This window comes from Sulfurisoma sediminicola (genome assembly GCF_003865015.1).
Taxonomy (GTDB): Bacteria; Pseudomonadota; Gammaproteobacteria; order Burkholderiales; family Rhodocyclaceae; genus Sulfurisoma; species Sulfurisoma sediminicola.
Genome location: NZ_BHVV01000001.1, coordinates 255,936 through 280,939, shown reverse-complemented (window position 1 = coordinate 280,939; position 25,004 = coordinate 255,936). Strand labels below are relative to the sequence as shown.

The window sequence follows — 25,004 nt, the reverse complement described above, 5'->3', positions numbered from 1 at the left end:
GCCGTTCCTCGCCGGGCAGTGCCGGCTCAGCCTTCCTTCTTCATCGGGCAGGTGTTCATGCCGAGCATCGGGTAGAGCGGGCAGAAGCCGATGGCGCCCGTGGCGAGGGGGACGATGCCGATCCAGGCCCAGACCGGGCCGCCGAGCAAGGCGGCCCAGGCCACCAGGCCCAGGCCGACCAGAATGCGCAAGACGCGGTCGATGCCGCCGACGTTCAGTTTCATGGATGTTCTCCTGTGAGGATTGAGGGGACGACGAGGCAGATTACATCATGCGGGGCCGCCGCGGTCTGTAACCAAAGTCACGCAGCGATCCGGCGCAGCCCCGCGGCGTCGAGGATTTCGACCTGCTCGCGCGACAGCGCCACCAGACCCTGCTCGGCGAAGCCCTTGAGCAGGCGGCTGATCATCTCGCGCACGCTGCCGAGCTCGTCGGCGAGCTGCTGGTGGGTGGCGCGCACGACGCGGCCGCGACCGAGCAGCAGGCCGGCCAGCCGCTGGTCGAGCTTGCGGAAGGCGACCTCCTCGACCAGCTGCATCAGTTCGGCCATGCGCTCGGCGAAGAGGTGGAAGAGGAAGCCGCGGAAGCCGGCGTCGGCCAGCAGCGTGTCGAACAGCGGGCGGGGCAGCAGCGCCAGCGTGGTGTCCGCGATGGCGACGCCGCGCGCGTTGTAGTCGGCGTGGCCGAGGAGGCAGCTCGAGCTGATGATGCAGGTTTCGCCGGGCAGCACGCGGTAGAGCGGCAGCTCGCGGCCGTTGGCGGCGGGCTTGGAAACGCGGATGGCGCCGTCGAGCACGAAGGGAAAACCGAGGCAGGGCTGGTGCTCGTCGAACAGCACGGTGCCTGCCGGCACGGCGGTCGTGCGCAGTTGCGCGCGCACCTGGTCGCGCAGCGCGAGCGGCAGGGCGGCGACCGCCGGATAGAGCTGCTCGACGGTCGCGGCGGCGGTCATGCGAGCTCTGCGAGCACCGGGGCGTGGTCGGAGGGCCGTTCCAGCTTGCGCGGCGCCTTGTCGATGGCGCTGGCCGTGCAGCGCGCGGCCAGCGGCGGTGAGAGCAGGATGTGGTCGATGCGCAGGCCCATGTTGCGGCGGAAGGCCATCATGCGGTAGTCCCACCAGGAGAAGCTCTTGTCGGCCTGTTCGAACAGGCGGAAGGCGTCGGTCAGGCCCAGCGCCGTCAGTGCGCGGAAGGCGGCGCGTTCCGGCTCCGAACAGAGCACCTGGCCGGCCCAGGCGGCAGGATCGTAGACGTCGCGGTCCTCGGGGGCGATGTTGTAGTCGCCGAGCAGGGCGAGCCGCGGATGGACGGTGAGTTCGCCGCGCAGCCATTCGGTCAGCGCCGCGAGCCAGCGCAACTTGTACTCGTACTTGTCGCTGCCGACTTCCTGGCCGTTCGGAACGTAGCCGCAGACCACGCGCACGTCGTCCACGGTGGCGCAGATCACGCGCTTCTGCGGATCGTCGAAGCCGGGAATGTCGCGGCCGACATCCCTGATCTCGCCGCGGGCGAGGATGGCGACACCGTTGTAGGTCTTCTGCCCGCTGAATGCGACGCGATAGCCCGCGGCCTCGATCTCGGCGACGGGGAAGGCCTTGTCCTCGAGCTTGAGTTCCTGCAGGCAGAGCACGTCGGGCTGCACCGTCGCCAGCCAGTCGAGGACCTGCGGCAGGCGCACCTTCAGCGAATTGACGTTCCAGGTGGCAATTTTCATGTCGGGGATGATACGCGAGCCGCCTTCGCCTATATTTGGCTTATGGAGGCGCGCGATGTTCGATTCGCCCTTTGCCTATTGCCCGAAATGCGGGGAGATGGTGCTGCTGGACCAGACCCGGCGCGAGTGTGCGGCCGAACATGCTTGCGGGGAGGTTGTCTGTCCCCTCGGCGATTGTTTCATCGGCACCGATTTCGGTGCGGCGCGGGAGATTGGCGGCCGTGGCGCGGCGCTGGCGTCGCGGCCGAAGGTGTCGCGGCGGGCGCCGTCCCGCTAGCGCCGACTTTTCTCAGTTCATGCCGTTGTGGCGCAGCAAGGCGTCGACGCGCGGCTCGCGGCCGCGGAAGGCCTTGAACGATTCGAGCGCGGGGCGCGAGCCGCCGACCGCGAGCACCTCGTCGAGGAAGCGCGATCCGGTCGCGGCATCGAGTACCGCGCCGCTGCGCCGCCCGGCTTCCTCGAAGGCCTCGAAGGCGTCGGCCGACAGCACTTCCGCCCATTTGTAGCTGTAGTAGCCGGCCGCGTAGCCGCCGGCGAAGATGTGCGAGAAGCTCTGCGGGAAGCGCTGCCACGCCGGCGGGATGACCACGGCCACTTCGCGGCGCACGGTGGCGAGCAGCTGCATGAAGTCCTGGCCCGGCGGCAATTCGCCGTGCAGCAGCAGGTCGAACAGGCTGAACTCGATCTGCCGCTGCGTCTGCATGCCGCTCTGGAAGTTCTTGGCCGCGATCATCTTGTCGTAGAGGTCGCGCGGCAGCGGCCTGGCGGAATCGACGTGCGCCGTCATCTTCTGCAGCACCGCCCAGTCCCAGCAGAAGTTCTCCATGAACTGGCTGGGCAGTTCCACCGCGTCCCACTCGACGCCATGGATGCCGGAGACCGACAGCTCATCCACCCGGGTCAGCAGATGGTGCAGGCCGTGGCCGCATTCGTGGAACAGGGTGATGACGTCGTCGTGGCTGAACGTCGCCACCTTGCCGTCGACCGGGCCGGGGAAGTTGCAGTTGAGGTAGGCGACCGGCGTCTGCACGCCGGACGCGGTATGGCGCCGGCTGATCGCGTCGTCCATCCAGGCGCCGCCGCGCTTGGTCTCGCGGGCGTAGAGATCGAGGTAGAACTGGCCGACCAGCTTGCCGTCGCGCAGGATGCGGAAGAAGCGCACATCGGGATGCCAGGTCGGCGCGCTGTCGGATTCGAGGCTGACGCCGAACAGCGTCTGGATGACGTGGAACAGGCCGTCGAGCACGCGCGGCTCGGGGAAGTACTGCTTCACCTCGTCATCGGAGAAGGCGTAGCGCGCCTGCTTGAGCTTTTCCGAAACCCAGGACAGGTCCCAGCTTTCGAGCGCGGCGAGGTTCAGTTCCTTCGCCGCGAATTCGCGCAGCTCGGCCATGTCGCGTTCGGCATGGGGCCGCGCCTTGGCGGCGAGTTCGCGCAGGAAGGCGGCGACCTCGGCCGGGGTGCTGGCCATCTTCGGCACCAGCGAGACCTCGGCGTAATTGGCGTAGCCGAGAAGCCCGGCTTCCTCGGCGCGCAGCGCGAGGATTTTCCCGATCAGCGGGCCGTTGTCCCACTCGGGCCTGCCCTGCTCGGAAGCGCGCGTGGCGTAGGCGCGGTACATGCGCGCACGCAGGTCGCGATCGTCGGCGTATTGCATCACCGGGATATAGGAGGGTGCGTGCAGGGTGAATTTCCAGCCCGGCTTGCCGTCCTTCTCGGCGGCGGCGCGGGCGGCGGCGACCACGTCGGCCGGCAGGCCGGCGACGCCCTTCTCATCTTCGACCCACTCGGCGTGGGCGTTGGTGGCGTCGAGCAGGTTCTCCGAGAACTTCGCGGCCAGCGCGGCGAGTTCCTCCTGGATTGCCTGGAAGCGCGGCTTGTCGGCTTCCGGCAGCTCGGCACCGGAGAGGCGGAAGTCGCGCAGGTCGTTGTCGAGGATGCGGCGGCGCGCCGGCGACAGGATGGCGTATTCGGGGCTGGCGGCAAGGGCCTTGAATTTGGCGAACAGCGCGAGGTTCTGGCCGAGCTCGGCGTAGAAGCGGCTGACTTCGGGCAGCATGGCGTTGTAGGCCTCGCGCCACGCGGGGACGTCATTGACCGAGTGCAGGTGGCCGACGATGCCCCAGGCGCGCGACAGCCGTTCGCCGGCGTCGGTCAGCGGCTGCACGAAGCCAGTCCAGGTCGCGGGCGTTTCTTCCCGCGTCAGGGTCTGGATCAGCGCGCGGTTCTGTTCGAGCAGCTCGCGGATGGCAGGGGCGACGTGGTCGGGCGTGACGGCGTCGAAGCGGGGCAGGCCGCTGAAGTCGAGAAGTGGGTTCATGACGGGACCAGCTGAAGGAGACAGCAGTTACTTGGGGGCGATGCGGGCGCCGTCAAGCGCCGGAACCGGTGGCGTTGTTCAGGGCGCGAGCAGGTCGCGGTAGGCATGCCAGCTGGCATGTCCGAGCAGCGGCATCACGACGATGAATCCGAGCAAGCCGGTGGCGAAGCCCGCGGCAGTCAGAATCATGATCAGCGTCGCCCACAGCGCCAGCGGCAGGGGATTCTCGGCGACGGCAGCGATGCTCGCTTGCATCGCCTGCAGCAGGTCGCACTTGCGGTCGAGCAGCATCGGTACCGAGACCACGCTGAGGGCGAAGACGAAGGCGGCGAGGACGCCGCCGATGCCGAGGTAGGCGAGGAACAATCCGGTGTATTGGGGGTCGCGCAGGATCTCCACCACCAGAGCGAGCGGCTGCATGGCGCTGCCCTTGTAGAGCATGGCGACGATCACCAGCGAAAGGACTTGCCAGGCCGTGCCGGCCAGCAGCGAGAACAGGCCGAAGCCGACCAGTCCCGACGGGTTCTCGCGCCAGGCCAGCATCGAGTCGACGAGACGCGCCGGCTCCCCCTTTTCACGGCGGCGCGACAGATCGTAGAGGCCGGTGGCAAGCATCGGCCCGACAAGCAGGAAGCCGCTGATCGCCGCCGTGAACAGGTAGGGCATTTGCGCCACCGCGAGCAGGATCACGGCGCCGGCTGCAGCCATCGCGGCGCCGTAGAACAGGCTGGCGCCGGGATTGTGGGCGATGTCGCGCAGGCCGCGGGCGAGCCAGGCGAATGGCTGCAGCAGCCCGATGGAGCGGATGCCCGGTGTCGCCTCGCCCATCGCCTCAACCGGCCAGGCGCGCCAGCGCCTCGCGGTATTTTGCCGCCGTCTTCTCAAGGATATCCTGAGGGAGCTTCGGCCCGGGCGCCTGCTTGTTCCAGTCCAGCGTCTCGAGGTAGTCGCGCACGAACTGCTTGTCGAAGCTCGGCGGGCTGGTGCCGACCGCGTAGGTGTCGGCCGGCCAGAAGCGCGAGGAATCGGGCGTCAGCACCTCGTCGATCAGGTGCAGCGTGCCGGCCGCATCGAGGCCGAATTCGAACTTGGTGTCGGCGATGATGATGCCGCGCGTCAGGGCGTAGGCGGCGGCTTCGCTGTAGAGGCGCAGCGCCGCGTCGCGCACCTGGGCCGCCAGCGCGGCGCCGACGGTCTTCTCGACGGTGGCGTAGTCGATGTTCTCGTCGTGGTCGCCGAGTTCGGCCTTGGTCGAGGGCGTGAACAGCGGCTGCGGCAGCTGCTGCGCCATTTGCAGACCGGCGGGCAGCGGGATGCCGCAGACCTTGCCCGTGGCCTTGTAGTCCTTCCAGCCGGATCCGATCAGGTAGCCGCGTACAACCGCCTCGATCGGCAGCGGCTTGAGCTTCTTGACGACGATGGCGCGGCCGCGCACCTGCTCGCGCTCGTTCGCGGCGACAACCGTCTCGGGATCGACGCCGGTGAGCTGGTTGGGGATGATGTGGCTGAGCTTGCCGAACCAGAAGTTCGCCATCGCCGTCAGCACCTCGCCCTTGCCGGGAATCGGATCGGGCAGGATCACGTCGAAGGCCGACAGGCGGTCGCTGGTGATGATCAGCATCTTGTCATTGTCGATGCCGTAGATGTCGCGCACCTTGCCGCGGTTGAGTAGCGGCAGGCTGGTGATGCTGGATTCGAAGAGCGGTGAGGTCATTGGGGGCTACTCGCGGACAAAGGGTTTTTCGGTGGGGCTTGCGTCGGTGTCTTCGCGATAGGGGAAGCGCACATGACCGTATCGGATGACGAGCACGCCCAGCGTCAGCAGGAAGATGGCGGCGGCCACGGCGAGCATGCGCCATTCGTTCATGTCCTTGATGTCGAGGATCAGGTAGCGGGCCAGCGCCACCATGGCGATGTACATGGGGAAGCGCACCGGCAGCTGACCCGATTTGAAGTACTGGCCGATCATCGCCAGCACCTCGAGGTAGAGGAACATCAACAGCAGGTCGGCGAGTTGCACGCGCTGTGCCGCGAGCATGACGACGACTTCGTGGTACATCGCGATGGTTGTGGCGATGCCGATGACCAGCAGGCCGAGGTATTCGACAATGTCGAGGCCGCCGCTGAAGAAGCGGCGCAGGCGGTCGAAGGTATGGGATTGAACGTCCATGGCGCACAGGAAAAGGGGCTGCCGGGTAATCCCGGCAGCCCCTCAATTTACCGCAAAACGGCGCTTACTTGACGATCGCGTTGAGCTCGCCCTTCTTGTAGCGGATGGACATGGCCTCGAGGCTGATCGGCTTGATCTTGCTGGCCTGGCCGGCGCAGCCGAAGGCTTCGTAGCGGGCCTTGCAGATTTCCTTCATCGCCTTCCGGGCTTCGATCAGGTACTTGCGCGGATCGAAGTTCTTGCGATCCTTGTTGAGGAACTGACGGATGGCGCCGGTGGAGGCCATGCGCAGGTCGGTGTCGATGTTGACCTTGCGCACGCCGTTCTTGATGCCCTCGACGATTTCCTCGACCGGCACGCCGTAGGTCGAGCCCATCTCGCCGCCGTTCTCGTTGATGATCTTCAGCCACTCCTGCGGCACGCTGGAGGAGCCGTGCATCACCAGGTGGGTGTTGGGGATGCGGGCGTGGATTTCCTTGATGCGGTCGATGCGCAGCACCGCGCCCGTGGGCGGGCGTGTGAACTTGTAGGCGCCGTGGCTGGTGCCGATGGCGATGGCCAGCGCGTCTACCTGCGTCGCCTTGACGAACTCGGCGGCCTCGTTGGCGTCGGTCAGCAGCTGGTCGTGCGACAGCACGCCTTCGGCGCCGTGGCCGTCTTCTTTCTCGCCCATGCCGGACTCGAGCGAGCCGAGGCAGCCCAGTTCACCCTCGACGGAGACGCCGATGGCGTGGGCGATATCGACGACATGCTTGGTGGTATCGACGTTGTACTTGAAGGACGACGGCGTCTTGGCGTCTTCCATCAGCGAGCCGTCCATCATCACGCTGGAGAAGCCGGAACGCATCGACTGGATGCAGATGGCCGGGCTGGCGCCGTGGTCCTGGTGCATGACGATCGGCACGTCGGGATGGGTCTCGATGGCGGCCTCGATGAGGTGGCGCAGGTAGGCCTCGCCGGCATACTTGCGGGCGCCGGCGGAGCCCTGCATGATCACCGGGCTGTTGGTTTCCTCGGCGGCTTCCATGATGGCCTGGATCTGCTCCAGGTTGTTCACGTTGAAGGCGGGCAGGCCATAGCCGTGTTCAGCGGCGTGGTCCAGCAGTTGGCGCATGGATACGAGTGCCATTGAGTTCTCCTTGGGTAGTGTGGTTTAGTGAGCCGGTCGGTGCTCGCCGACCTTGATGATCTTGAGGGTGTTGGTGCCGCCGGGCTTGCCGATGGGCTCGCCGATGGTGAGGACGATCAGGTCGCCGGGTTCGACGGCGCCCGAGGCGATCATGGCGTCTTCCGCGTCGCGCAGCACTTGGTCGCGGTCGTGTCCGCTCTGGGTCATCATCACCGGGAACACGCCCTTGAAGACGCTGACCTTGTAGCGCGTGGCGACATCCTGCGTCAGGGCATAGATCGGCACGCCGGCGTTGAGGCGCGACATCCACAGGGCCGTGGAGCCGGACTCGGTCAGCGCGGCAATGGCCTTGACCTTGAGATGGTGGGCGGCGAACAGCGCGGCCATGGCGATCGACTGGTCGATGCGGGTGAACACGCGGTTGAGAAACTGCGTATCCAGCGCCGTGTCGGCCGACTTCTCCGCCTCGCGGCAGATGCGCGCCATGGCCGTGACGGTCTCGACCGGGTATTCGCCGGCGGCGGTCTCCGCCGAGAGCATCACCGCATCGGTGCCGTCGAGCACGGCGTTGGCGACGTCGGACACCTCGGCGCGCGTGGGCACCGGGCTGTGGATCATCGATTCCATCATCTGGGTGGCGGTGATGACGAACTTGTTGTGTTCGCGCGCCATGCGGATGATCTTCTTCTGCAGCGCCGGCACGGCGGCGTCGCCGACTTCGACGGCGAGGTCGCCGCGCGCCACCATGACGCCGTCGGTGGCGTCGAGGATGTGCTCGAGATTGTCGACGGCTTCGACGCGCTCGATCTTCGCCACCAGCAGGGCGCTGGAGCCGGCCGCCAGCAGCAGCGCGCGCGCCAGGCGCATGTCGTCGCCGGACTTGGGAAACGACACCGCGACGTAGTCGATGCCGAGGCTGGCCGCGGTATGGATGTCCTCCATGTCCTTTGGCGTCAGCGCGGGCGCGGAGAGGCCACCACCCTGGCGGTTGATGCCCTTGTTGTTGGAGAGTTCTCCTCCCTGGCGCACGATGCAGCGGATCTGCGTGCCGTCGATTTGATCGACGTCCATGACGATGCGGCCGTCGTCGAGCAGCAGCACGTCGCCGGGGTGTACGTCATCGACCAGTTCCGGATAGTCGAGGCCGACGCAGTCGGTCGTGCCCAGCTCGCATTCGGCGTCGAGGACGAAGGGCTGGCCGTTCTTCAGCAGCACCTTGCTGCCGGCGAACTTGCCGATGCGGATTTTCGGGCCCTGCAGGTCGGCCATGATGCCGACGGTGCGGCCGCTGTGCTCGATGAGGTTGCGCAGCGTGTCGACGCGGCCCTTGTGGTCGGCGGCCGTGCCGTGGGAAAAATTCAACCTGACGACGTCGATGCCGGCTTCGACGAGACGCGTCAGCACTTCGGGGCTGCTCGATGCGGGCCCCAGCGTTGCGACAATCTTGGTGGTGCGTTTTCGAGTGGACATTTTCACGAGTGAATCGGGCCGCCCTTTGCAGAGCGGCCCGAAGAGAGAGTTCAGCCCTTGGCGCGCTGTTCGAGCATGGCGACAGCGGGCAGCACCTTGCCTTCGAGATACTCGAGGAAGGCGCCGCCGGCGGTGGAGATGTAGGACACCTTGTCGAAGATGTCGTACTTCTGGATGGCGGCGATGGTGTCGCCACCGCCGGCCAGGGTAAAGGCCTTGGTGTTGGCGATGGCCATGGCGATGGCCTTGGTGCCCTCGCCGAACTGGTCGAACTCGAACACGCCGACCGGCCCGTTCCACACCACGGTGCCGGCTTTCATGATGATGTCGACGAGTTCCTGGGCCGATTTCGGGCCGATGTCGAAGATCATGTCGTCATCACTGACGGCGCCGGCATCCTTGCTCACGGCCGGCTCGGCGGCGTCGAATTTCTTGCCGCAGACCACGTCGACGGCGATGGGGATGGTGGCGCCGCGCGCCGTCATCTTCTTCATCAGCGCCTGGGCGGTCGGGATAAGGTCGGCCTCGCACAGCGACTTGCCGATGGGCTTGCCGGATGCCGCGAGGAAGGTGTTGGCGATGCCGCCGCCGACCACCAGCTGTTCGCATTTCTCGGACAGCGCTTCCAGCACGGTCAGCTTGGTGGAGACCTTGGAGCCGCCGACGATGGCGACCATCGGCCGTGCCGGGTTGGCCAGTGCCTTGTCCAGCGCTTCCAGTTCCTCCGACACCAGCTTGCCGGCGCAGGCGGCCGGTGCGTACTGGGCGATGCCGTAGGTGGAGGCTTCGGCACGGTGCGCGGTACCGAAGGCATCCATGACGAAGACGTCGCAGAGGGCGGCGTATTTGCGCGCGGTTTCCTCGACGTTCTTCTTCTCGCCCTTGTTGACGCGGCAGTTTTCCAGCAGCACGACTTCGCCCTCGGCGACATCGAAACCGCCATCGACCCAGTCCTTGATCAGGCGCACCGGCTTGCCCAGTTTGGCGGCCATGACGTCGGCGACAGGTTTGAGCGAAACCTCCGCACTCCATTCGCCCTCGGTCGGACGGCCGAGGTGGGATGTCACCATGACCTTGGCGCCGGCCTTCATGGCGTGCTCGATGGTGGGCATCGAGGCGGTGATGCGGGCGTCGGAGGTGACCTTGCCGTCCTTGACCGGCACGTTGAGGTCGGCGCGGATGAACACGCGCTTGCCCTTGAGGTCGAGGTCGGTCATGCGGATGAACTTGGGCATGTGTTGTCTCCTGAATTTGTTGAAATCGGCCACTGAAGCGCTGCCCGCTCCATGTTGCGGAGGGGCAGCGCTTGGATTGCCGATTGCTTACTTGGCGACGTGCTTGACGAAGCGCAGCATGTTGCAGGTGTAGCCGTACTCGTTGTCGTACCAGGCCACGACCTTGACGAAGGTGCCGTCGAGGGCGATGCCGGCTTCGGCGTCGAAGGTCGAAGGCGCGGTGTGGCCGACGAAGTCGGTGGAGACCACTTTCTCTTCGGTGTAGCCCAGAACGCCCTTCATGGCGCCTTCGGAAGCGGCCTTCATGGCGGCGCAGATGTCCTTGTAGGAGGCTTCCTTGTTCAGTTCGACGGTGAGGTCGACCACGGAAACGTCGGAGGTCGGGACGCGGAAGGCCATGCCGGTGAGCTTGCCCTTCAGTTCGGGCAGCACCACGCCGACGGCCTTGGCGGCGCCGGTCGAGGACGGGATGATGTTCTCGAGGATGCCGCGGCCGCCGCGCCAGTCCTTGTTGGACGGGCCATCGACGGTCTTCTGGGTGGCGGTGGCGGCATGCACGGTGGTCATCAGGCCGCGCTTGATGCCCCAGTTGTCGTTCAGCACCTTGGCCACGGGGGCCAGGCAGTTGGTGGTGCAGGAGGCGGCGGAGACGATGGTCTCGCCGGCATACTTTTCATGGTTCACGCCGTAGACGAACATCGGGGTGTCGTCCTTGGAGGGAGCCGACTGGACCACTTTCTTGGCGCCGGCGGCGATGTGCTTTTGGCAGGTCTCCTTGGTCAGGAAGAAGCCGGTGCATTCGATGACGATGTCGGCGCCGATCTCGTTCCACTTCAGGTTGGCCGGGTCCTTCTCGGCCGTCAGGCGGATCTTCTTGCCCTTGACGATCAGGTTGCTGCCCTCGACCGCGATGTCGCCATTGAAGCGGCCATGCACGGAGTCGTATTTCAGCATGTAGGCCAGGTAGTCCGGCTCGAGCAGGTCGTTGATGCCGACGACTTCGAGTTCGGGGAAGTCCTTGGCGATGGCGCGGAAAGCCATGCGGCCGATGCGGCCGAAGCCGTTGATGCCAACTTTGATAGCCATGTGAATTAGCTCCTGAGTGTGATTAGATGAATGACTCGACGGCGCTCACGACGTTCGCCACCGTGAAGCCGAATTCCTTGAACAACTGGCCGGCCGGGGCCGACTCGCCGAAGCGGTCGAGGCCGATGACCTTGCCTTCGCCGCCGACATACTTCCACCAGCCGTCGGTGACGCCGGCCTCGACGACGATGCGCGGCAGGCCCTTGGGCAGCACGCTGTCCTTGTAGGCCTGGTCCTGGCGATCGAAGACGTTGGTCGAGGGCATCGACACGACGCTGACCTGGATGTTCTTCTGGGCCAGCTCTGCCTGGGCCTTGAGCGCGAGCTCGACTTCCGAGCCGGTGGCGATGATGATCGCCTTGGCGGCGCCCTTGGCGGCGGAGAGCACGTAGCCACCCTTCTTGATGTTCTGGATGGTGGCGGCGTCGCGGGCGACGAAGGGCAGGTTCTGGCGGGACAGGGCGAGCGAGGTCGGGCCGTTGCTGCGCTCGACCGCCTGGGTCCAGGCGACCATGGTCTCGACGGTGTCGCAGGGACGCCAGAGGTCCATGTTGGGGATAAGGCGCAGCGTGGCGATCTGCTCGACCGGCTGGTGCGTCGGGCCGTCTTCGCCGAGGCCGATGGAGTCGTGCGTGAACACGTAGATCACGCGCTGCTTCATCAGCGCCGACATGCGCAGGGCGTTGCGGGCGTATTCCGAGAACATCAGGAAGGTGCCGCCGAAGGGCAGCAGGCCGCCGTGCAGCGCCATGCCGTTCATGATGTGCGACATGCCGAATTCGCGCACGCCGTAGGAGATGTAGTTGCCGCACGACTTGCCGGAGACATGCGTGCAGCCCGTCCAGTTGGTCAGGTTGGAGCCGGTCAGGTCGGCGGAGCCGCCGAGGAACTCGGGCAGGGCCGGGGCCAGGGCGTTGATGGCGATCTGCGAGGCCTTGCGGGTGGCGACGGTCTCGGCCTTGGCGTTGGAGGCCTCGATGGCCTTCCTGGCGTGCTCGGCCCACTGGGCGGGCAAATCGCCGGCCATGCGGCGCTTGAACTCGGCCGCTTCGGCCGGGAAGGCCTTGGCGTAGTGCTCGAACTTCTGGTTCCACGAACCTTCCCATTCGGCGCCCTTCTTCTTCGCGTCCCAGACCTCATAGACTTCCTTGGGAATCTCGAAGGGGCCGAAGTTCCAGCCGATGTGCGGGCGGGTCAGTGCAATCTCGATGTCGCCGAGCGGCGCGCCGTGCACGTCATGCGTGCCCTGCTTGGTCGGCGAACCGGCGCCGATCACGGTCTTGCAGCAGATCAGCGTAGGCTTGTCGGTGACGGCCTTGGCGGCCTCGATGGCGGCGTGCAGCGCTTCCGGGTCGTGGCCGTTGACGTTCGGCACGACGTGCCAGCCATAGGCCTCGAAACGCATGGGGGTGTTGTCGGTGAACCAGCCCTCGACGTGGCCGTCGATGGAGATGCCGTTGTCGTCCCAGAAGGCGGTCAGCTTGCCCAGGCCCCAAGTGCCGGCCAGCGCGCAGGCTTCGTGCGAGATGCCTTCCATCAGGCAGCCGTCGCCGAGGAACACCCAGGTGCGGTGGTCGACGATCTCGTGGCCTGGCTTGTTGAATTCGTTGGCCAGCAGCTTCTCGGCCATGGCCATGCCGACGGCGTTGGTGATGCCCTGGCCGAGCGGGCCGGTGGTGGTCTCGACGCCCGGCGTGTAACCGAGTTCGGGGTGGCCCGGGGTCTTGGAGTGCAGCTGGCGGAACTGTTTCAGGTCGTCGATGGACAGATCGTAGCCCGTCAGGTGCAGCAGGGCGTAGATCAGCATCGAGCCATGGCCGTTGGACAGCACGAAGCGGTCGCGGTTGGCCCACTTGGGGTTGCCGGGGTTGTGGCGCATGTGGTGGTTCCACAGCACCTCGGCGATCTCGGCCATGCCCATGGGGGCGCCGGGGTGGCCGGAATTGGCCTTCTGCACTGCATCCATGGCCAGGGCGCGGATGGCGCTGGTCAGGTTGTTGAAAACGGGTGGGTCGAAATCGCTGAACGTGCTCATTGCTTCCCTCGTTAATTGGGGTCGGGTGGAACCCGACATTATCTTCGAAATTTCGGTGGTATGAAAATAACCGCCCGCGCCCGGCGCGAGCCGGGCGCGGTCGTCAAGCGCAGCCCCTGGTTACTTGCTAGAGCTGCGCTTCCACTTTTTTTCCATCATGTCCAGGATGATGGGCGACAGCACCAGCTCCATGGAGAGACCCATCTTGCCGCCCGGGACGACGATGCAGTTCGGGCGCGACATGAAGGAGTCGTGGATCATGTTGAGGAGGTAGGGGAAATCGATGCCGTGGTAGTCGCGGAAGCGGATCACCACCAGCGATTCGTCCAGCGTCGGGATGTCGCGCGAGATGAACGGGTTCGAGGTGTCGACGATGGGCACGCGCTGGAAGTTGATGTGGGTGCGCGAAAACTGCGGGCAGATGTGATTCACGTAGTCGTGCATGCGGCGCAGGATGGTGTGGGTCACGGCCTCGACCGAGTAGCCGCGACCCTCGGTGTCGCGATGGATCTTCTGGATCCATTCGAGGTTGACCACCGGCACCACGCCGATGGCCAGGTCGGCATGCTGGACCACGTCGGCCTCGTCGCCAACATAGGCGCCGTGCAGGCCCTCGTAGAACAGGAGGTCGGTGTGCTCGGGGAACTCTTCCCAGGGCGTGAAGGTGCCGGGCTGCTGGCCGTAGGGCGCGGCTTCCTGCTCGTTGTGCAGGTAGAAGCGGCGCTTGCCGCGACCGGTCTCGCCATAGGCGCGGAAGATCTCGGCCAGTTCCGGCAGCAGGTTGTTCTCGGGGCCGAAGTGGGTCGGCAGATGCTCGGCGTTCTTCGCTTCCGCGTCGGTGATGACCTTCTTCATCTCGGTGCGGTCGTACTTGTGCATCGAGTCGCCCTCGATCACGGCCGGCGTGATCTTCTCACGGCGGAAGATGTGGTCGAAGGAGTTCTTGACCGTGCTGGTGCCGGCGCCCGAGGAACCGGTGACGGCGATGATGGGATGCTTGATCGACATGGGTTGTCTCCCCTCTATTTAAGAATTCTGGCGGCGGTCAGGCGGCCGAGCGCAACTCGGTATGATAGCGCTCGATGCGTTCCACTTCGTTTTTCGAGCCGAAGATCAGCGGCACGCGTTGGTGCAGCGAGGTCGGCTGGACATCGAGCATGCGCTGCAGGCCCGTGGTGCACTTGCCGCCGGCCTGCTCGATGATGAAGCCGACCGGGTTGGCTTCGTAGAGCAGGCGCAGACGGCCCGGCTTGCTCGGATCCTTGGTGTCCTTCGGATACATGAAGACGCCGCCGCGGGTAAGGATGCGGTAGGCCTCGGCGACCATCGAGGCGATCCAGCGCATGTTGAAATCCTTGCCGCGGGGGCCGATCTTGCCGGCCATGCACTCGTCGACGTAGCGCTTGACCGGCCATTCCCAGAAGCGCTCGTTCGAGGCGTTGATGGCGAACTCCTGCGTGTCCTCGGGGATGCGCATGTCCGGGTGGGTGAGGATGAACTCGCCCACTTCGCGGTCCAGCGTGAAGCCGTTCACGCCGTGGCCGGTGGTGATGATCAACAGCGTCGACGGGCCGTAGAGGGCGAAGCCGGCGCAGACCTGCTGGCTGCCGGGCTGGAGGAAATCCTCGAGCGTGGCATCGACGCCCGGATTGGGCGAGCGCAGGATGGAGAAGATGGTGCCGACGGTGATGTTGACGTCGATGTTCGACGAGCCGTCGAGCGGATCGAACACCAGCAGGTACTTGCCGCGGACATTGGTGCCGGCGATCGGGTAGATGTCCTCCATCTCCTCCGAGGCCATGCCGGCGAGATGGCCGGCCCACTCGTTGGACTTGATCATCACGTCGTTGGAGATGATGTCGAGCTTCTTCTGCACTTCGCCCTGCACGTTCTCTTCGCCGGCGCTGCCGAGCACGCCGATCAGCGCGCCCTTGGAAACGGCATTGCTGATGACCTTGCAGGCGGTCGCGACGTCGTTGAGCAGACCGGTGAAATCGCCGGTCGCCCCCGCGACATGGCGCTGCTCCTCGATGATGAACTGGGTGAGTGTGGTGCGGCCGTCCTGCATGAATGCTGTCCTTCCTTTTCGTGTTCTGTTTTTTTGCCGGTAGACCACGCCGTCGCACTCGCCCAGAAGAAAATCCCCGCCCCCGGGGTTGCACGGGGGGCGGGGTCAAACTGGCTGTTACGCCAGAGGGAGTGGAGAAGCGTGGATCGGGAAACCCCGATCCGACGGAGGGAATTTAGCGGGGCTTGACCATAAGCGCCATTCACTTTTTCTTATCGTGAGAATAAGCCTTCTATTATTGCTGTGCACCATGCCGGGCGGGTATCCGGCGTGCCGCCGGCGCCGACTTTTCATGGGCGTTGGCGGTTGCCGGGTCTCGCCCCGGCGGGCGAGGTACTTTCTTGCCGCGCGGCAAGAAAGTACCCAAAGAAACGCGCCCCGCTGCCCCGGCCCTGCGGGCTACCCTCGCTCCGGGCCGTCAGTCCGGCCGGCCGCTAAACTCGCCTTCGGCTCAGACAACGCGGCCGGACATCCCCGGCCCGACAGCCCTCCGCTCGGCGGGGCAGAGGGGACCAAGCATCGGTCATCGACCCACAGCGGAACTAGCTTGGGTGTGAAAGTAGACGTTCAACGTTTGAGTTGAGCCGCAGACCACGATACGCCGGGAACTGTCGGCTCGAACCTGGGGGGTTAGGTTGCACTGCCCTTCCACAAAAAGCCGCTCTACGGTGCTGGCAAACGGAGAGGCCCGTCGTTGGGACACTTCGAGTCAGGAAAGCCCAATCGATCATGGATTCGGTTCATACACGCAACGAAGTTTCGTTTGTCTTCTAGGCCCTGCTTTCCGGACATCGAGCAACTCTTGATAGCCTGGCCGTACTCGTCCCACCTTTGTACGAAGTCATCGCCGCAACGTCTGGCCACATCCAGACGAGCGAGGTCGGCCTTCACTGAGTTCTTGCCATTAAGGCCGAAATGATCGAGTTCGGCTTGGCTCAGCACGCGAATTTCTCTCGAGGGTATCGTCATCATCAGGTCAGCGAGCGCTGGATTCGCGCCGTACCTAGTCAGATAGTTCTTCACGGCGTTGAGGCGCGACTCAAGTTCGACTTGTAACTCTGCCGGTGTTCTCGCCCGGGACTTTGGATTCAACATCCGGTGGATTCCAACTTGCCCGCTAATGGAGCGATGAGTGCCTGCTGCGAGGAGCAAGACGCAGGCGCTGTAGCAGCGCGCTTCGCGATTGACCCACACGGCCCAGTTGCCGTTGGAGAGTTCTTCGCCAGTAGCCATGGTTGCATCTACGTCGCCTCCCGATGAGTCAATCTCGAAGATCCGAGTGCGTATTCCTTCGTCGGACAACACTTGGTGAAGTGCAAGCAAAAGTGGCTTAAGGTCACTTCCAATCGCGCCCTTATAGTAGAGATGCACCATGTTCCTACCCGCGTTGACGCAATCACGAACGAGTTTTCGAATCTCGTCACTGTTGATCGAGTTCAGAATGCGATCAGTCCGACCCTGATAGTCGTAGTCGCAACTCAGCGATGCAGCCCCCGAGACCAAGGGCTGCGACTGCGCTATTACATCTGACTCGCGGTGGTCTGAAATATTTGCTTTTGTCGATGCCGGTGGGTCGGCTGCACTTTGATGGCATGCTCCAAGCAGCATCGCACCTGCAATCGCGTAGCAAAACAGCTGGTGGGACGAGGGCATTTTGTGCAACCTAACGTAGAGCCAGCCGGCTCACGGGCGGGTTCATCGCCCGTGAGTCCAGAGAGCGAAGCGAACGGGGTCGAGCGCCGGGTTGGGGGTGTGGAGCCATGACTAATGCTGTGCGCCGGAAGTCTTCTCGACCAGATGTAGCGCCAGGACGAGTTGTGTTTGTAGCTCCTGAATACCGGGAACCGAAAACACAACATCAACAAAAGAGCCGTCATCTTTTTTCAGACGAACCCCTGGCATTCCGTTGTCGTGAGCGAAAGCTCGAAAGGAAGTGATGAAATGGGCGCCTTCAGTGGAACCAAATTCATTGGCCATGATTATCTACCGGTAGGAGTTGAGCAATGAGAAAAACCAAGACGGCCGCTGGTGTGGAAATGGAAACCCCCAACGTAGAACTACCCGGCGCTGCGCAGCTTTACCGCGCAGCGTCCAGCGACCGAAGGGAGCGAGGTTGAGCGAACTAACTGTTAGGCTCCAACCTTTGCCTTGTAAAATTCAAAGTACTCTGTCAGGGTCGCAAGCGTGTCGCGTGCGAACTCATGAACATCGCTAACAGCTGCGGCTTGAAATCTGCTTTGATCCTCGGGTTTCCGCGGGAACAGAACATAGGAACTCTCGGTACGAGTGGGCTTGAGTATCTCTGTTGATTCATACGGTACGCCCGGGCCTCCAAGTCCGACCTCTAGACCCTCCGGTTGCCGGTCAAGAGTTTGGTCAGTCATCTGCCAGTGGCCATCCACCACGAATTGCCTGCCCGGAATCCCGCCAATTTCAACGTCATCCGGAACGTCGTAGAAGTGTCGATCGTGAACTGTGATGAAGACCTGCTCACCATGCTGATCTTGATTCCGCAAGTACTTGAGTAGCTCCGTTCTAGGGTTCCAGCCAACGAACGAGGAGGCCTCCCATTTGCCCTTGCATCGCTTACTGTAGTCCTTTCTCATCGTGGCAGTGAGCCGCTGACTCAGTTCGATGTAACGCGAAAGCGCTCGGCGAATCTCCTTTGGCGATGCACGAGACTCAGACAGAGATTTCACTGCGTCCTGGAGGTCAAGGAAGACAAGATCGACGTCGGAATGCGGGGCAACGGACATAGTGCCTAACTAGAAGCGGACCGCCTAAATGACGGAAGAAATTGCGTCATGACGCAAAACATTGCGTCAATACGGAACGATTTTCTCGGGTATTGCAGCATGCGGACACGGCCCTCGAGTATGTTCGATGCATTAGAAGATGTATCCGGCATTTTCACAAGAGCGGGCATGGGCGGACGGTGGCGGGTGCTTGTGCGCTTCGCCTTCCCCTCTGCCGCGCCGAGTGGAGGGGTGGCGGGCCGGAGGGGTCCGGACGCGTTGTCTGAGCGAAGCAAGTTTAGCGGCCGGCCGGACTGCTGGCCCGGAGCGAGGGAAGCCCGCAGGGCTGGGGCGGCGGGGAAGGGGCGGCGTGCAAGCGCCCGCCGGCACCCCGCCGATTATTTCGTCAGCGCCATGTACAGCATCGGCAGCTTCTCGGGCAGCCGCTCGATGCGGTCGAGCACTTCGTAGCGGTTGCCGAAAATGTCCCGCACGTATTCGTCGGCCTTGGGGTCGAGGCTGAGGCAGAAGGTGGTGACGCCCTTGGTCGCCAGTTCCTCGACCGCCTTCTTGGCATCGGCGCGCAGGTGCTGCGGGTCGGCGACGTCGATGTCGGCCGGTTCGCCGTCGGTCAGCAGCAGCAGGATCTTCTTGTCGGCCTTGCGGGCCGACAGGTAGTGGCCGGCGTGGCGCAGGGCCGCGCCCATGCGGGTTGACCAGCCGGCCTCCATCGCCGCCAGCCGCCCCTTCACGGCGTCGTCCCAGCCTTCGGAAAAGCCCTTGATGTGGTGGTAGCGCACCTCGTGGCGGGTATCGGAATGGAAGCCGGCGATAGCGAAGGGGTCGCCCAGCGCCTCGATCGACCAGGCCAGCAGCGAGACGGCCTCCTGGCTGAGCTCGAGGATCGTCTGGCTGCCGTCGGCAATCTTCTCGTTGAGGGATTCCGACAGGTCGAGCAGCAGCATCACCGTGATGTCGCGGCCGTCGGTGCGGTGGCTCATGTTGATGCGCGGATCGGGCGTGGCGCCGCCCTTGAAGTCGATCAGCGAGCGGATGGCCACATCGAGGTCGAGCTCGGTGCCGTCTTCCTGGTAGCGGATGCGCACCTTGTCCTGTGGCTTCAGCAGGTCGAGCAGTCGCTTGAGGCGCTTGGCCAGCGCGGCGTGCTTGGCCAGCAGCCGGTCGATGACCGCGGGGTTGCCGCTCGGGTGCAGCGCCTCGTAGAGGCTGACCCAGTCCGGCCGGTAGGTCTGGCTCTGGTAGTCCCACTCGTGGTAGTGGCGCGGCGGCAGGCCCTGCGGCTCCTTGTTCTGCTCGAGCCTGCGCTCCTCGTCGAAGGCCTCCTCCTCGTCGCCCTCCTCGATGAAGCGCCACAGCTGGCGATTGTCGTCGCGGTAGTCGACCACCGTGTCGTCGAAATGCACCTTGGCCAGCTGGTCGCTCTGGCGGCGGGTCTTGGCGACGTAGGAGAGCGCGAGGGTGGCAATCTCGTCCGTGCTGGATTCGCCAGCGGCAATCAATTCATGGAAGCGGCCGGCGAACGTCAGCAGATCCGTGTCGGCATAGCCGTGGTCGGGATCGATCAGCGCGCGCGACAGCATGGCGAGGCGGTGGCGCAGGCAGGAGGTGGTCTCGGGATCGCAGGCATCCTCGACCGGCTTGGGGTGCAGCGCGAGGAAAATGCGGCGCAGGCCCGGGTATTCGCGCATCAGCAGGTTCTCGATGCGGCAGTCCTCGAAGAACTCCACCGCCATGCGCTGGAAGGGGCTCCAGTTGTCGGCGATCTGCGGCTTGCTCCAGCGGCGGTGGCCGATCATATGGGCGAGGACGGCGCGGTAGCGGTCCAGCCCCGCCACGCCCTGCGCATCGTCGAAGACGTCGGGCACGCGCAGGCCGAGCTTGTCGTAATAGGGAATCGGCTTGCGGATCTCGTCGAAGGCCGTCGAGTAGGGCACCAGCGTGTCGCTGTCGCACCACAGCGCGCGCAGGTAGAGGTCGAGCTGGCGCTCGACGTCGGCGAACAGCGTGCCGTGGCGTTCGCGCTGCAGCACGGCGCGGCTGTCGGCCGACTTGAGCTGGAAATACTCGACCTGCCGTTCCGGGTGGTTGCCGTAGTTGCGGATGCCGTATTCGACCCAGTTTTTCACGCCCGCCATGGACAGCAGCTTGGCGAGGAACGGGGCCTGGGCGAAGAACTCCGGCAGCCCCGGGCTCGGGAAGGTGGTGTGGTGGCCGTGGATGGAGCCGGTGGTGCGCACCATCAGGTCGCGCGCGATGTCGATGTAGAACTGCAACTGCTCGGCCGACTGCAGGCGGCGGGCCACGGCGGCCAGCGTCTGCAGGAAGGGGGCGATGGCCTTGCCGTTGGGCGACTTCTGCATCGCCCGCACGAAGTCCATCACCGGCGTCAGCACGTCGGCGCCGACGGCGGTGACGACGCTCGGCCATTCCTCGAGGAAGGCCAGCATCGGCTCGGGTCCGCGGCCGAGCTTGCCCAGCACGCGCGCCGCCTCGAGGTAGGCCTTCATCTGCTCGCGCGAGAAGACGGCCAGCGCCTCGTAGACGCATTCCTCGAAGACGTCGGCCACCGGCGGGAAGCCGCAATCGACTTCGTGCCAGTAGGTCTGCACCTGCGGGTGCATCATGGGACGCTTGCGGGCGTCCGTCACGGGGCGGATTCCGGTGGTCATCGCCGTGTCGCCAGAGCCGTCCTGTGGATACCGCTTCGCATAACTTTTCTTAGGCGAAGGTCGCGTCGATGGCGTGGTCGAGCGTCGCGCGGATGTCGCTGTCGTCGGTGATCGGTCGCGCCATGGCCATGCGGCAGGCGTCCTTCGGATCGACGCCGTTCTTGATCAGCGTCGCGGCATAGACGATCAGGCGCGTCGAGATGCCCTCGTCGAGGCCGTGGCCCTTGAGGTTGCGCGCGGTCTGGCCGATCTTCACCAGCTTGGCCGAGGTCGCCTCGTCCAGCCCGGTTTCCCTGGCGATGATCTGCGTTTCCAGCGTCGCTTCGGGATAGTCGAAATCGAAGGCGGTGAAGCGCTGTTTCGTGGATTGCTTCAGGTCCTTCATCAGGCTCTGGTAGCCCGGGTTGTAGGAGATCACCAGCTGGAAGTCCGGGTGCGCCTCGATCAGCTCGCCCTTCTTGTCCAGCGGCAGGGTGCGGCGGTGGTCGGTCAGCGGGTGAATCACCACCGTGGTGTCCTGGCGCGCCTCGACGATCTCGTCGAGATAGCAGATGGCGCCGATGCGCGCGGCGGTGGTCAGCGGGCCGTCGAGCCAGCGCGTGCCGTTGGCTTCGAGCAGGTAGCGGCCGACGAGGTCGCTGGCGGTCATGTCCTCGTTGCAGGCCACGGTGATGAGCGGCTTGCCCAGCTTCCACGCCATGTATTCGACGAAGCGCGACTTGCCGCAGCCGGTCGGGCCTTTCACCATCACCGGCAGGCGTGCGGCGTAGGCGGCCTCGTAAAGCACGACTTCCTTGCCCTGGGCCTGATAGAAGGGTTCCTTGTGGACCTTGTACTGCTCTTTGTCCGTCGTCATGGCGATTTCCGATCGAAAATTCAGGGTTGGCGAAGAAAAAACCCCGCCGCAGCGGGGTCTTTTCTATCAGAGTCCGGATTACTTGTGGACGCCGAGTTTCTCGCGCCAGCCCGGGTAGAGCTTGTCGGCATCCTTCGGGAACGACTCGAAGGCGCGGGCGAATTCCTTGTGGCTCTTGGCGAACTCGATCGGGTCGGCGCCCTGCTTCCAGCACTCGTAGGACTGGCGCAGGGAGATCGCGCCGGCCGCCGGGCTGTCGATGTGGCCGTAGGAACCGCCGCCGGAGGTGTTGATCACGTTGCCGTGGCCGAGGTTCTCGAAGAAGCCGGGCAGGCGCAGCGCGTTCATGCCGCCGGAGATGATCGGGGTGGTCGGCTTCATGCCATACCATTTCTGGTAGTAGACCGGGCCCTGGCACTCGTCGCGCTCGATCATGTAGGCGATGATCTTGTCGTCGGCCTCGCCTTCCATCTTGCCATAGCCCATGGTGCCGACGTGGATGCCGGAGGCACCCTGCAGGCGGGACATCTTGGCCAGGACGAAGGCGGTGTAGCCGCGCTTGGCGGACGGCGAGGTCACGGCGCCGTGGCCGGCGCGGTGGTAGTGCAGGTACTGACCGGGATACTGGCGACGGGCGGTGGTGACCATGCCGGGACCGCCGACGTAGCCGTCGACCAGGAAGGCCAGCTTGTCGGCGTCGGGGCCGAACACTTCCAGCGCGTAGTCGGCGCGGGCGATCATCTCGTAGTGGTCGTCGGCGGTGATGTTCATGGAGAACAGCTTGGCCTGGCCGGTTTCGTCCTGGGCGCGCTTGAGCGAGTCATAGACCAGCGGCAGCACTTTCTTCAGCGGGCAGAAGACCTGGTTGCCCTGGGGTTCGTCGTTCTTGATGAAGTCGCCGCCGAGCCAGAACTGGTAGGCCGCCTTGGCGAAGGGCTCGGGACGCAGGCCGAGCTTGGGCTTGATGATGGTGCCGGCGATGTAGCCGCCGTCCTTGACCGGGCGGCCGAGGATGCGCCACAGGTTGGAGATGTCGGTGGCCGGGCCGTCGAACATCTGGATGCAGCGCTGCGGCATGTAGAAGTCGATCATCTTGGCGTGCTCGATGTCGCCCATGCCCTGGTTGTTGCCGATGGCCAGCGTCAGGAAGGAGACCAGCATGAAGCGGCCGTCGATGACGTTGCGGTCGAAGAGTTCGATCGGATAGGCGATGCGCATATCCTCGGTGGCTTCGTCGATGTAATACACCAGCGCATCCACGCCCTTGGTGAATTCGTCGGTGGTCGACACTTCGACGTTGGTGCCGGTCGAGGACTCGGCGGCGAAGTGGGCGGCGGCCTCGAGGTAGCCGTAGCCGGCCTTGGGCTTCATCTTGTAGGCGACGAGAATGTGCTTCTCGCCCTTGATCAGGTCTTCTTCCTTGAGGCTCAGGTCGGCGTAACGTGCGGATTGATCCATGCGTTTTCTCCTCGATTATTGACGGCTAATGGCGTAATGCCGGGTTGTGTTTGTTGCGGTATTCGGTATTGCGTGGGGAGGCATCTTAGTGAGCATGGTCTATAAAGACTAGTCACTATTTTTTATCATGATCATCAAGTATTGCTGATAAGTTCCCGGTGCCAGATCTGCAGCAGTTCGATATCGACGAAGTGCCTGCCATGCATGTCGCCGCGGCGCACCGCGCAGGGGCGATCCGGCTCGCCGAGATCCGACAGCACGGCGAAGGCGCCGGTGAAATCGTGGTCCAGGGTGTATTCGCTCTCGGTCACCAGCGTCGGCAGGTCCGCGGCGAGGCTGGCCCTGAGGCCGTTGGCCGAATCCTCGAAGGCAAGGCAGGCCCCGGCCGGCAAATTCATCTTTTCCAGCACCCAGGTGTAGATGTCGGGCGCGGGCTTCTTCTTCGGCACCACGTCGCCGGCACCGATCACCTCGAACCACGACTCGGCATCGGGCGCGAGGCTGGCTTTGAGCAGGCTGGTGACGTTCTCCGGCGTGGTCGTCGTCGCGATCGCGAGGCGCAGGCCGGCCGCGCGCGCCTCGCGCATCAAGCGGGCCACGCCCGGCTGCAAGGGGATGCCGCCGCGGCCGACCAGCGCGAGGTAGTGTCGGGTCTTGGACGCGTGCAGTGCCTTGATCCTGTCGTCGGCATCCGCCTGTTGCAGGAAGGCGGGATCGTGTTTCTCGGCGTAGAAGCGCATGCGCTCCTTGCCGCCGGTGACGGCGAGCAGCTCGCCGTAGAGCGCCGCGTCCCAGTGCCAGGCCATGCCGGCTTCCTCGAAGGCGGCGTTGAAGGCGATGCGGTGACCGTCGCGTTCGGTGTCGGCGAGCGTGCCATCGACGTCGAAGATCAGCGCTTGAAGCGGCAATTGAGTTTTCATGGCCGCGCAGCATAGTGGGTGAAAACCATAAGATGAAGTCAGATATTCTTATCGGAATGATAAGATTGCCACCTCCCGGCGCCAGAACCGGCCCCAAAAAGGCTGATGGATGTCCCACACTCTGCACGACGTTCGTTCCGTTGCCATGCCATGAAAAATGTCACCCTGCGCCAATTGAAGGTTTTTGAGGCCGTTGCCAATAACCTCTCCTTTTCCCGGGCGGCGGAAGCGCTGCACCTGACGCAACCGGCGGTGTCGATGCAGGTACAGGCCCTTGTCGAGCAGGTTGGCGTTCCGCTGTTCGAGCAGATGGGCAAGAAGATCTTTCTCACGACCGCCGGGGACGAGTTGCTGCGCCACGCCCGACGGATCGCCCAGCAGTTGCGCGAAGCCGAGGAGGCGATGGCGGCGATTCGCGGCGTCAAGGGCGGCCGCCTCAACATCGGCGTGGTGTCGACCGCCAAGTACATCGCGCCCCGCCTGCTGGTGGCCTTTCGCGTCAACCATCCCGAGGTCGAGCTGCGCCTTGGCGTCGAGAACCGTGAGTCGGTCGTGCGCCACCTGTCCGACAACGAGATCGACCTCGCGATCATGGGCTCGCCGCCCAAGGACTTCGAGACCGTAGCCGAAGTGTTCGCCGAGCATCCCCATGTCCTCGTGGCCTCCCCGGCGCATCCGCTGGCGGCACACCGCCGCCTTGCCCCCGAGGCCCTGGCGGAAGAGTTGTTCCTGATCCGCGAACCGGGTTCGGGCACGCGTGCGGCGATGGAACGCTTCTTCGGCGAGCGCGGCGTGCAGTTGCGTCAGACAGTCGAACTGGCGAGCAACGAGGCGGTCAAGCAGGCCGTGATGGCCGGCATGGGACTGTCCTTCATCTCCGAGCACTCCATCGGCCTGGAACTGTCGGTTGGTCGCATCGCCAAGCTCGACGTCGTCGGCACGCCGGTGATCCGTCACTGGCACATCGTGCATCGGCCGGAAAAGCAGCTGCTGCCGATGGCGCTGGCGTTCCTCGAATTCATGCGGGCCGAAGCGCCGCGCCTGATCGCCGAGCAACCGCCGGGCTGGTGTCCGGTGCCCCTGACATCACAGGCGAAGGCAAAGCGCAGGTAGTCGGGC

23 protein-coding genes are annotated in these 25,004 nt (G+C 64.6%); 2 read left to right on the top strand and 21 right to left on the bottom strand.

Going from position 1 to position 25,004, the window contains the following annotated elements:
- Positions 1-26 precede the first annotated feature (26 nt).
- The 3 genes from EJE94_RS01310 to xth all read right to left on the bottom strand — a co-directional run bounded on the left by EJE94_RS01310 (position 27) and on the right by xth (position 1,713).
- Positions 27-224: a YgaP family membrane protein gene (locus EJE94_RS01310; protein WP_121239691.1), complete on the bottom strand. Its 198-nt coding sequence runs from the start codon at positions 222-224 to the stop codon at positions 27-29.
- 77 nt (positions 225-301) lie between these two features.
- Positions 302-952 (bottom strand): Crp/Fnr family transcriptional regulator, encoded by a 651-nt coding sequence (locus EJE94_RS01305; RefSeq protein ID WP_121239690.1) that lies wholly within the window; start codon positions 950-952, stop codon positions 302-304.
- Positions 949-1,713, bottom strand: a complete 765-nt coding sequence (gene xth / locus EJE94_RS01300) for an exodeoxyribonuclease III (RefSeq protein ID WP_121239689.1) — start codon at positions 1,711-1,713, stop codon at positions 949-951. Before xth ends, EJE94_RS01305 begins: the two co-directional genes overlap by 4 nt.
- Before the next feature lie 55 nt (positions 1,714-1,768).
- On the opposite strand from xth, the gene EJE94_RS01295 reads away from it, so the two are divergent.
- Positions 1,769-1,990 carry a hypothetical protein gene (locus EJE94_RS01295; protein ID WP_121239688.1) on the top strand — a complete coding sequence of 74 codons (222 nt, stop codon included), beginning with the start codon at positions 1,769-1,771 and terminating at the stop codon, positions 1,988-1,990.
- A 12-nt stretch (positions 1,991-2,002) separates the two neighbouring features.
- Here the strand turns inward: EJE94_RS01295 and EJE94_RS01290 are convergent, their stop codons facing one another.
- The 18 genes from EJE94_RS01290 to EJE94_RS01210 all read right to left on the bottom strand — a co-directional run bounded on the left by EJE94_RS01290 (position 2,003) and on the right by EJE94_RS01210 (position 23,885).
- Positions 2,003-4,033 carry a M3 family metallopeptidase gene (locus EJE94_RS01290; protein ID WP_121239687.1) on the bottom strand — a complete coding sequence of 677 codons (2,031 nt, stop codon included), beginning with the start codon at positions 4,031-4,033 and terminating at the stop codon, positions 2,003-2,005.
- Positions 4,034-4,111: 78 nt separating this feature from the next.
- Positions 4,112-4,861: a DUF2189 domain-containing protein gene (locus tag EJE94_RS01285; RefSeq protein WP_121239686.1), complete on the bottom strand. Its 750-nt coding sequence runs from the start codon at positions 4,859-4,861 to the stop codon at positions 4,112-4,114.
- A gap of 4 nt (positions 4,862-4,865) precedes the next feature.
- Positions 4,866-5,747, bottom strand: a complete 882-nt coding sequence (locus EJE94_RS01280; RefSeq protein ID WP_121239685.1) for a phosphoribosylaminoimidazolesuccinocarboxamide synthase — start codon at positions 5,745-5,747, stop codon at positions 4,866-4,868.
- A 6-nt stretch (positions 5,748-5,753) separates the two neighbouring features.
- Positions 5,754-6,203 carry a phosphate-starvation-inducible protein PsiE gene (locus tag EJE94_RS01275; RefSeq protein WP_121239684.1) on the bottom strand — a complete coding sequence of 150 codons (450 nt, stop codon included), beginning with the start codon at positions 6,201-6,203 and terminating at the stop codon, positions 5,754-5,756.
- A 64-nt stretch (positions 6,204-6,267) separates the two neighbouring features.
- Entirely contained in the window at positions 6,268-7,332 is a 1,065-nt protein-coding gene (gene fba / locus EJE94_RS01270; protein ID WP_121239683.1) for a class II fructose-bisphosphate aldolase, read from the bottom strand.
- 24 nt (positions 7,333-7,356) lie between these two features.
- Positions 7,357-8,802 carry a pyruvate kinase gene (gene pyk / locus EJE94_RS01265; RefSeq protein WP_121239682.1) on the bottom strand — a complete coding sequence of 482 codons (1,446 nt, stop codon included), beginning with the start codon at positions 8,800-8,802 and terminating at the stop codon, positions 7,357-7,359.
- A 50-nt stretch (positions 8,803-8,852) separates the two neighbouring features.
- Positions 8,853-10,037: a phosphoglycerate kinase gene (locus tag EJE94_RS01260; RefSeq protein ID WP_121239681.1), complete on the bottom strand. Its 1,185-nt coding sequence runs from the start codon at positions 10,035-10,037 to the stop codon at positions 8,853-8,855.
- Between the two features lie 87 nt (positions 10,038-10,124).
- Positions 10,125-11,123: a type I glyceraldehyde-3-phosphate dehydrogenase gene (gap, locus tag EJE94_RS01255; RefSeq protein WP_121239680.1), complete on the bottom strand. Its 999-nt coding sequence runs from the start codon at positions 11,121-11,123 to the stop codon at positions 10,125-10,127.
- A 22-nt stretch (positions 11,124-11,145) separates the two neighbouring features.
- Positions 11,146-13,158 carry a transketolase gene (gene tkt / locus EJE94_RS01250; RefSeq protein ID WP_121239679.1) on the bottom strand — a complete coding sequence of 671 codons (2,013 nt, stop codon included), beginning with the start codon at positions 13,156-13,158 and terminating at the stop codon, positions 11,146-11,148.
- 120 nt (positions 13,159-13,278) lie between these two features.
- Entirely contained in the window at positions 13,279-14,166 is an 888-nt protein-coding gene (locus EJE94_RS01245) for a phosphoribulokinase (RefSeq protein ID WP_121239678.1), read from the bottom strand.
- A 37-nt stretch (positions 14,167-14,203) separates the two neighbouring features.
- Positions 14,204-15,226: a class 1 fructose-bisphosphatase gene (locus EJE94_RS01240; protein WP_121239677.1), complete on the bottom strand. Its 1,023-nt coding sequence runs from the start codon at positions 15,224-15,226 to the stop codon at positions 14,204-14,206.
- A gap of 663 nt (positions 15,227-15,889) precedes the next feature.
- A complete protein-coding gene (locus tag EJE94_RS01235) occupies positions 15,890-16,879 on the bottom strand; it encodes a hypothetical protein (protein WP_124962381.1) in 990 nt (329 codons plus the stop codon).
- A gap of 111 nt (positions 16,880-16,990) precedes the next feature.
- On the bottom strand, positions 16,991-17,203 hold the full coding sequence (locus tag EJE94_RS01230) for a hypothetical protein (RefSeq protein ID WP_124962380.1): 213 nt from the start codon (positions 17,201-17,203) through the stop codon (positions 16,991-16,993).
- Positions 17,204-17,355: 152 nt separating this feature from the next.
- The gene (locus EJE94_RS14540) at positions 17,356-17,832 is read right to left on the bottom strand and encodes a hypothetical protein (protein ID WP_147435829.1); all 477 of its coding nucleotides are present in this window, start codon (positions 17,830-17,832) and stop codon (positions 17,356-17,358) included.
- Between the two features lie 527 nt (positions 17,833-18,359).
- A complete protein-coding gene (locus EJE94_RS01225) occupies positions 18,360-20,630 on the bottom strand; it encodes a nitric oxide reductase activation protein NorD (RefSeq protein WP_306307947.1) in 2,271 nt (756 codons plus the stop codon).
- A 70-nt stretch (positions 20,631-20,700) separates the two neighbouring features.
- On the bottom strand, positions 20,701-21,507 hold the full coding sequence (locus EJE94_RS01220) for a CbbQ/NirQ/NorQ/GpvN family protein (RefSeq protein ID WP_121239674.1): 807 nt from the start codon (positions 21,505-21,507) through the stop codon (positions 20,701-20,703).
- A gap of 78 nt (positions 21,508-21,585) precedes the next feature.
- Positions 21,586-22,965, bottom strand: a complete 1,380-nt coding sequence (locus tag EJE94_RS01215; protein WP_121239673.1) for a ribulose-bisphosphate carboxylase — start codon at positions 22,963-22,965, stop codon at positions 21,586-21,588.
- 134 nt (positions 22,966-23,099) lie between these two features.
- Entirely contained in the window at positions 23,100-23,885 is a 786-nt protein-coding gene (locus tag EJE94_RS01210; RefSeq protein WP_207855631.1) for an HAD family hydrolase, read from the bottom strand.
- A gap of 150 nt (positions 23,886-24,035) precedes the next feature.
- Here EJE94_RS01210 and EJE94_RS01205 point away from each other — a divergent pair, with 150 nt between their 5' ends.
- Complete coding sequence (locus tag EJE94_RS01205; RefSeq protein WP_121239671.1) at positions 24,036-24,998, top strand: LysR family transcriptional regulator; 963 nt, start codon at positions 24,036-24,038, stop codon at positions 24,996-24,998.
- Positions 24,999-25,004: the final 6 nt, after the last annotated feature.

What these genes read in the sequence shown, in the direction of transcription:
- EJE94_RS01310 (WP_121239691.1), bottom strand. Translation starts at nt 224, where the DNA reads ATGAAACTGAACGTCGGCGGCATCGACCGCGTCTTGCGCATTCTGGTC.
- EJE94_RS01305 (WP_121239690.1), bottom strand. Translation starts at nt 952, where the DNA reads ATGACCGCCGCCGCGACCGTCGAGCAGCTCTATCCGGCGGTCGCCGCC.
- xth (WP_121239689.1), bottom strand. Translation starts at nt 1,713, where the DNA reads ATGAAAATTGCCACCTGGAACGTCAATTCGCTGAAGGTGCGCCTGCCG.
- EJE94_RS01295 (WP_121239688.1), top strand. Translation starts at nt 1,769, where the DNA reads ATGTTCGATTCGCCCTTTGCCTATTGCCCGAAATGCGGGGAGATGGTG.
- EJE94_RS01290 (WP_121239687.1), bottom strand. Translation starts at nt 4,033, where the DNA reads ATGAACCCACTTCTCGACTTCAGCGGCCTGCCCCGCTTCGACGCCGTC.
- EJE94_RS01285 (WP_121239686.1), bottom strand. Translation starts at nt 4,861, where the DNA reads ATGGGCGAGGCGACACCGGGCATCCGCTCCATCGGGCTGCTGCAGCCA.
- EJE94_RS01280 (WP_121239685.1), bottom strand. Translation starts at nt 5,747, where the DNA reads ATGACCTCACCGCTCTTCGAATCCAGCATCACCAGCCTGCCGCTACTC.
- EJE94_RS01275 (WP_121239684.1), bottom strand. Translation starts at nt 6,203, where the DNA reads ATGGACGTTCAATCCCATACCTTCGACCGCCTGCGCCGCTTCTTCAGC.
- fba (WP_121239683.1), bottom strand. Translation starts at nt 7,332, where the DNA reads ATGGCACTCGTATCCATGCGCCAACTGCTGGACCACGCCGCTGAACAC.
- pyk (WP_121239682.1), bottom strand. Translation starts at nt 8,802, where the DNA reads ATGTCCACTCGAAAACGCACCACCAAGATTGTCGCAACGCTGGGGCCC.
- EJE94_RS01260 (WP_121239681.1), bottom strand. Translation starts at nt 10,037, where the DNA reads ATGCCCAAGTTCATCCGCATGACCGACCTCGACCTCAAGGGCAAGCGC.
- gap (WP_121239680.1), bottom strand. Translation starts at nt 11,123, where the DNA reads ATGGCTATCAAAGTTGGCATCAACGGCTTCGGCCGCATCGGCCGCATG.
- tkt (WP_121239679.1), bottom strand. Translation starts at nt 13,158, where the DNA reads ATGAGCACGTTCAGCGATTTCGACCCACCCGTTTTCAACAACCTGACC.
- EJE94_RS01245 (WP_121239678.1), bottom strand. Translation starts at nt 14,166, where the DNA reads ATGTCGATCAAGCATCCCATCATCGCCGTCACCGGTTCCTCGGGCGCC.
- EJE94_RS01240 (WP_121239677.1), bottom strand. Translation starts at nt 15,226, where the DNA reads ATGCAGGACGGCCGCACCACACTCACCCAGTTCATCATCGAGGAGCAG.
- EJE94_RS01235 (WP_124962381.1), bottom strand. Translation starts at nt 16,879, where the DNA reads ATGCCCTCGTCCCACCAGCTGTTTTGCTACGCGATTGCAGGTGCGATG.
- EJE94_RS01230 (WP_124962380.1), bottom strand. Translation starts at nt 17,203, where the DNA reads ATGGCCAATGAATTTGGTTCCACTGAAGGCGCCCATTTCATCACTTCC.
- EJE94_RS14540 (WP_147435829.1), bottom strand. Translation starts at nt 17,832, where the DNA reads ATGAGAAAGGACTACAGTAAGCGATGCAAGGGCAAATGGGAGGCCTCC.
- EJE94_RS01220 (WP_121239674.1), bottom strand. Translation starts at nt 21,507, where the DNA reads ATGACGACGGACAAAGAGCAGTACAAGGTCCACAAGGAACCCTTCTAT.
- EJE94_RS01215 (WP_121239673.1), bottom strand. Translation starts at nt 22,965, where the DNA reads ATGGATCAATCCGCACGTTACGCCGACCTGAGCCTCAAGGAAGAAGAC.
- EJE94_RS01210 (WP_207855631.1), bottom strand. Translation starts at nt 23,885, where the DNA reads ATGAAAACTCAATTGCCGCTTCAAGCGCTGATCTTCGACGTCGATGGC.
- EJE94_RS01205 (WP_121239671.1), top strand. Translation starts at nt 24,036, where the DNA reads ATGAAAAATGTCACCCTGCGCCAATTGAAGGTTTTTGAGGCCGTTGCC.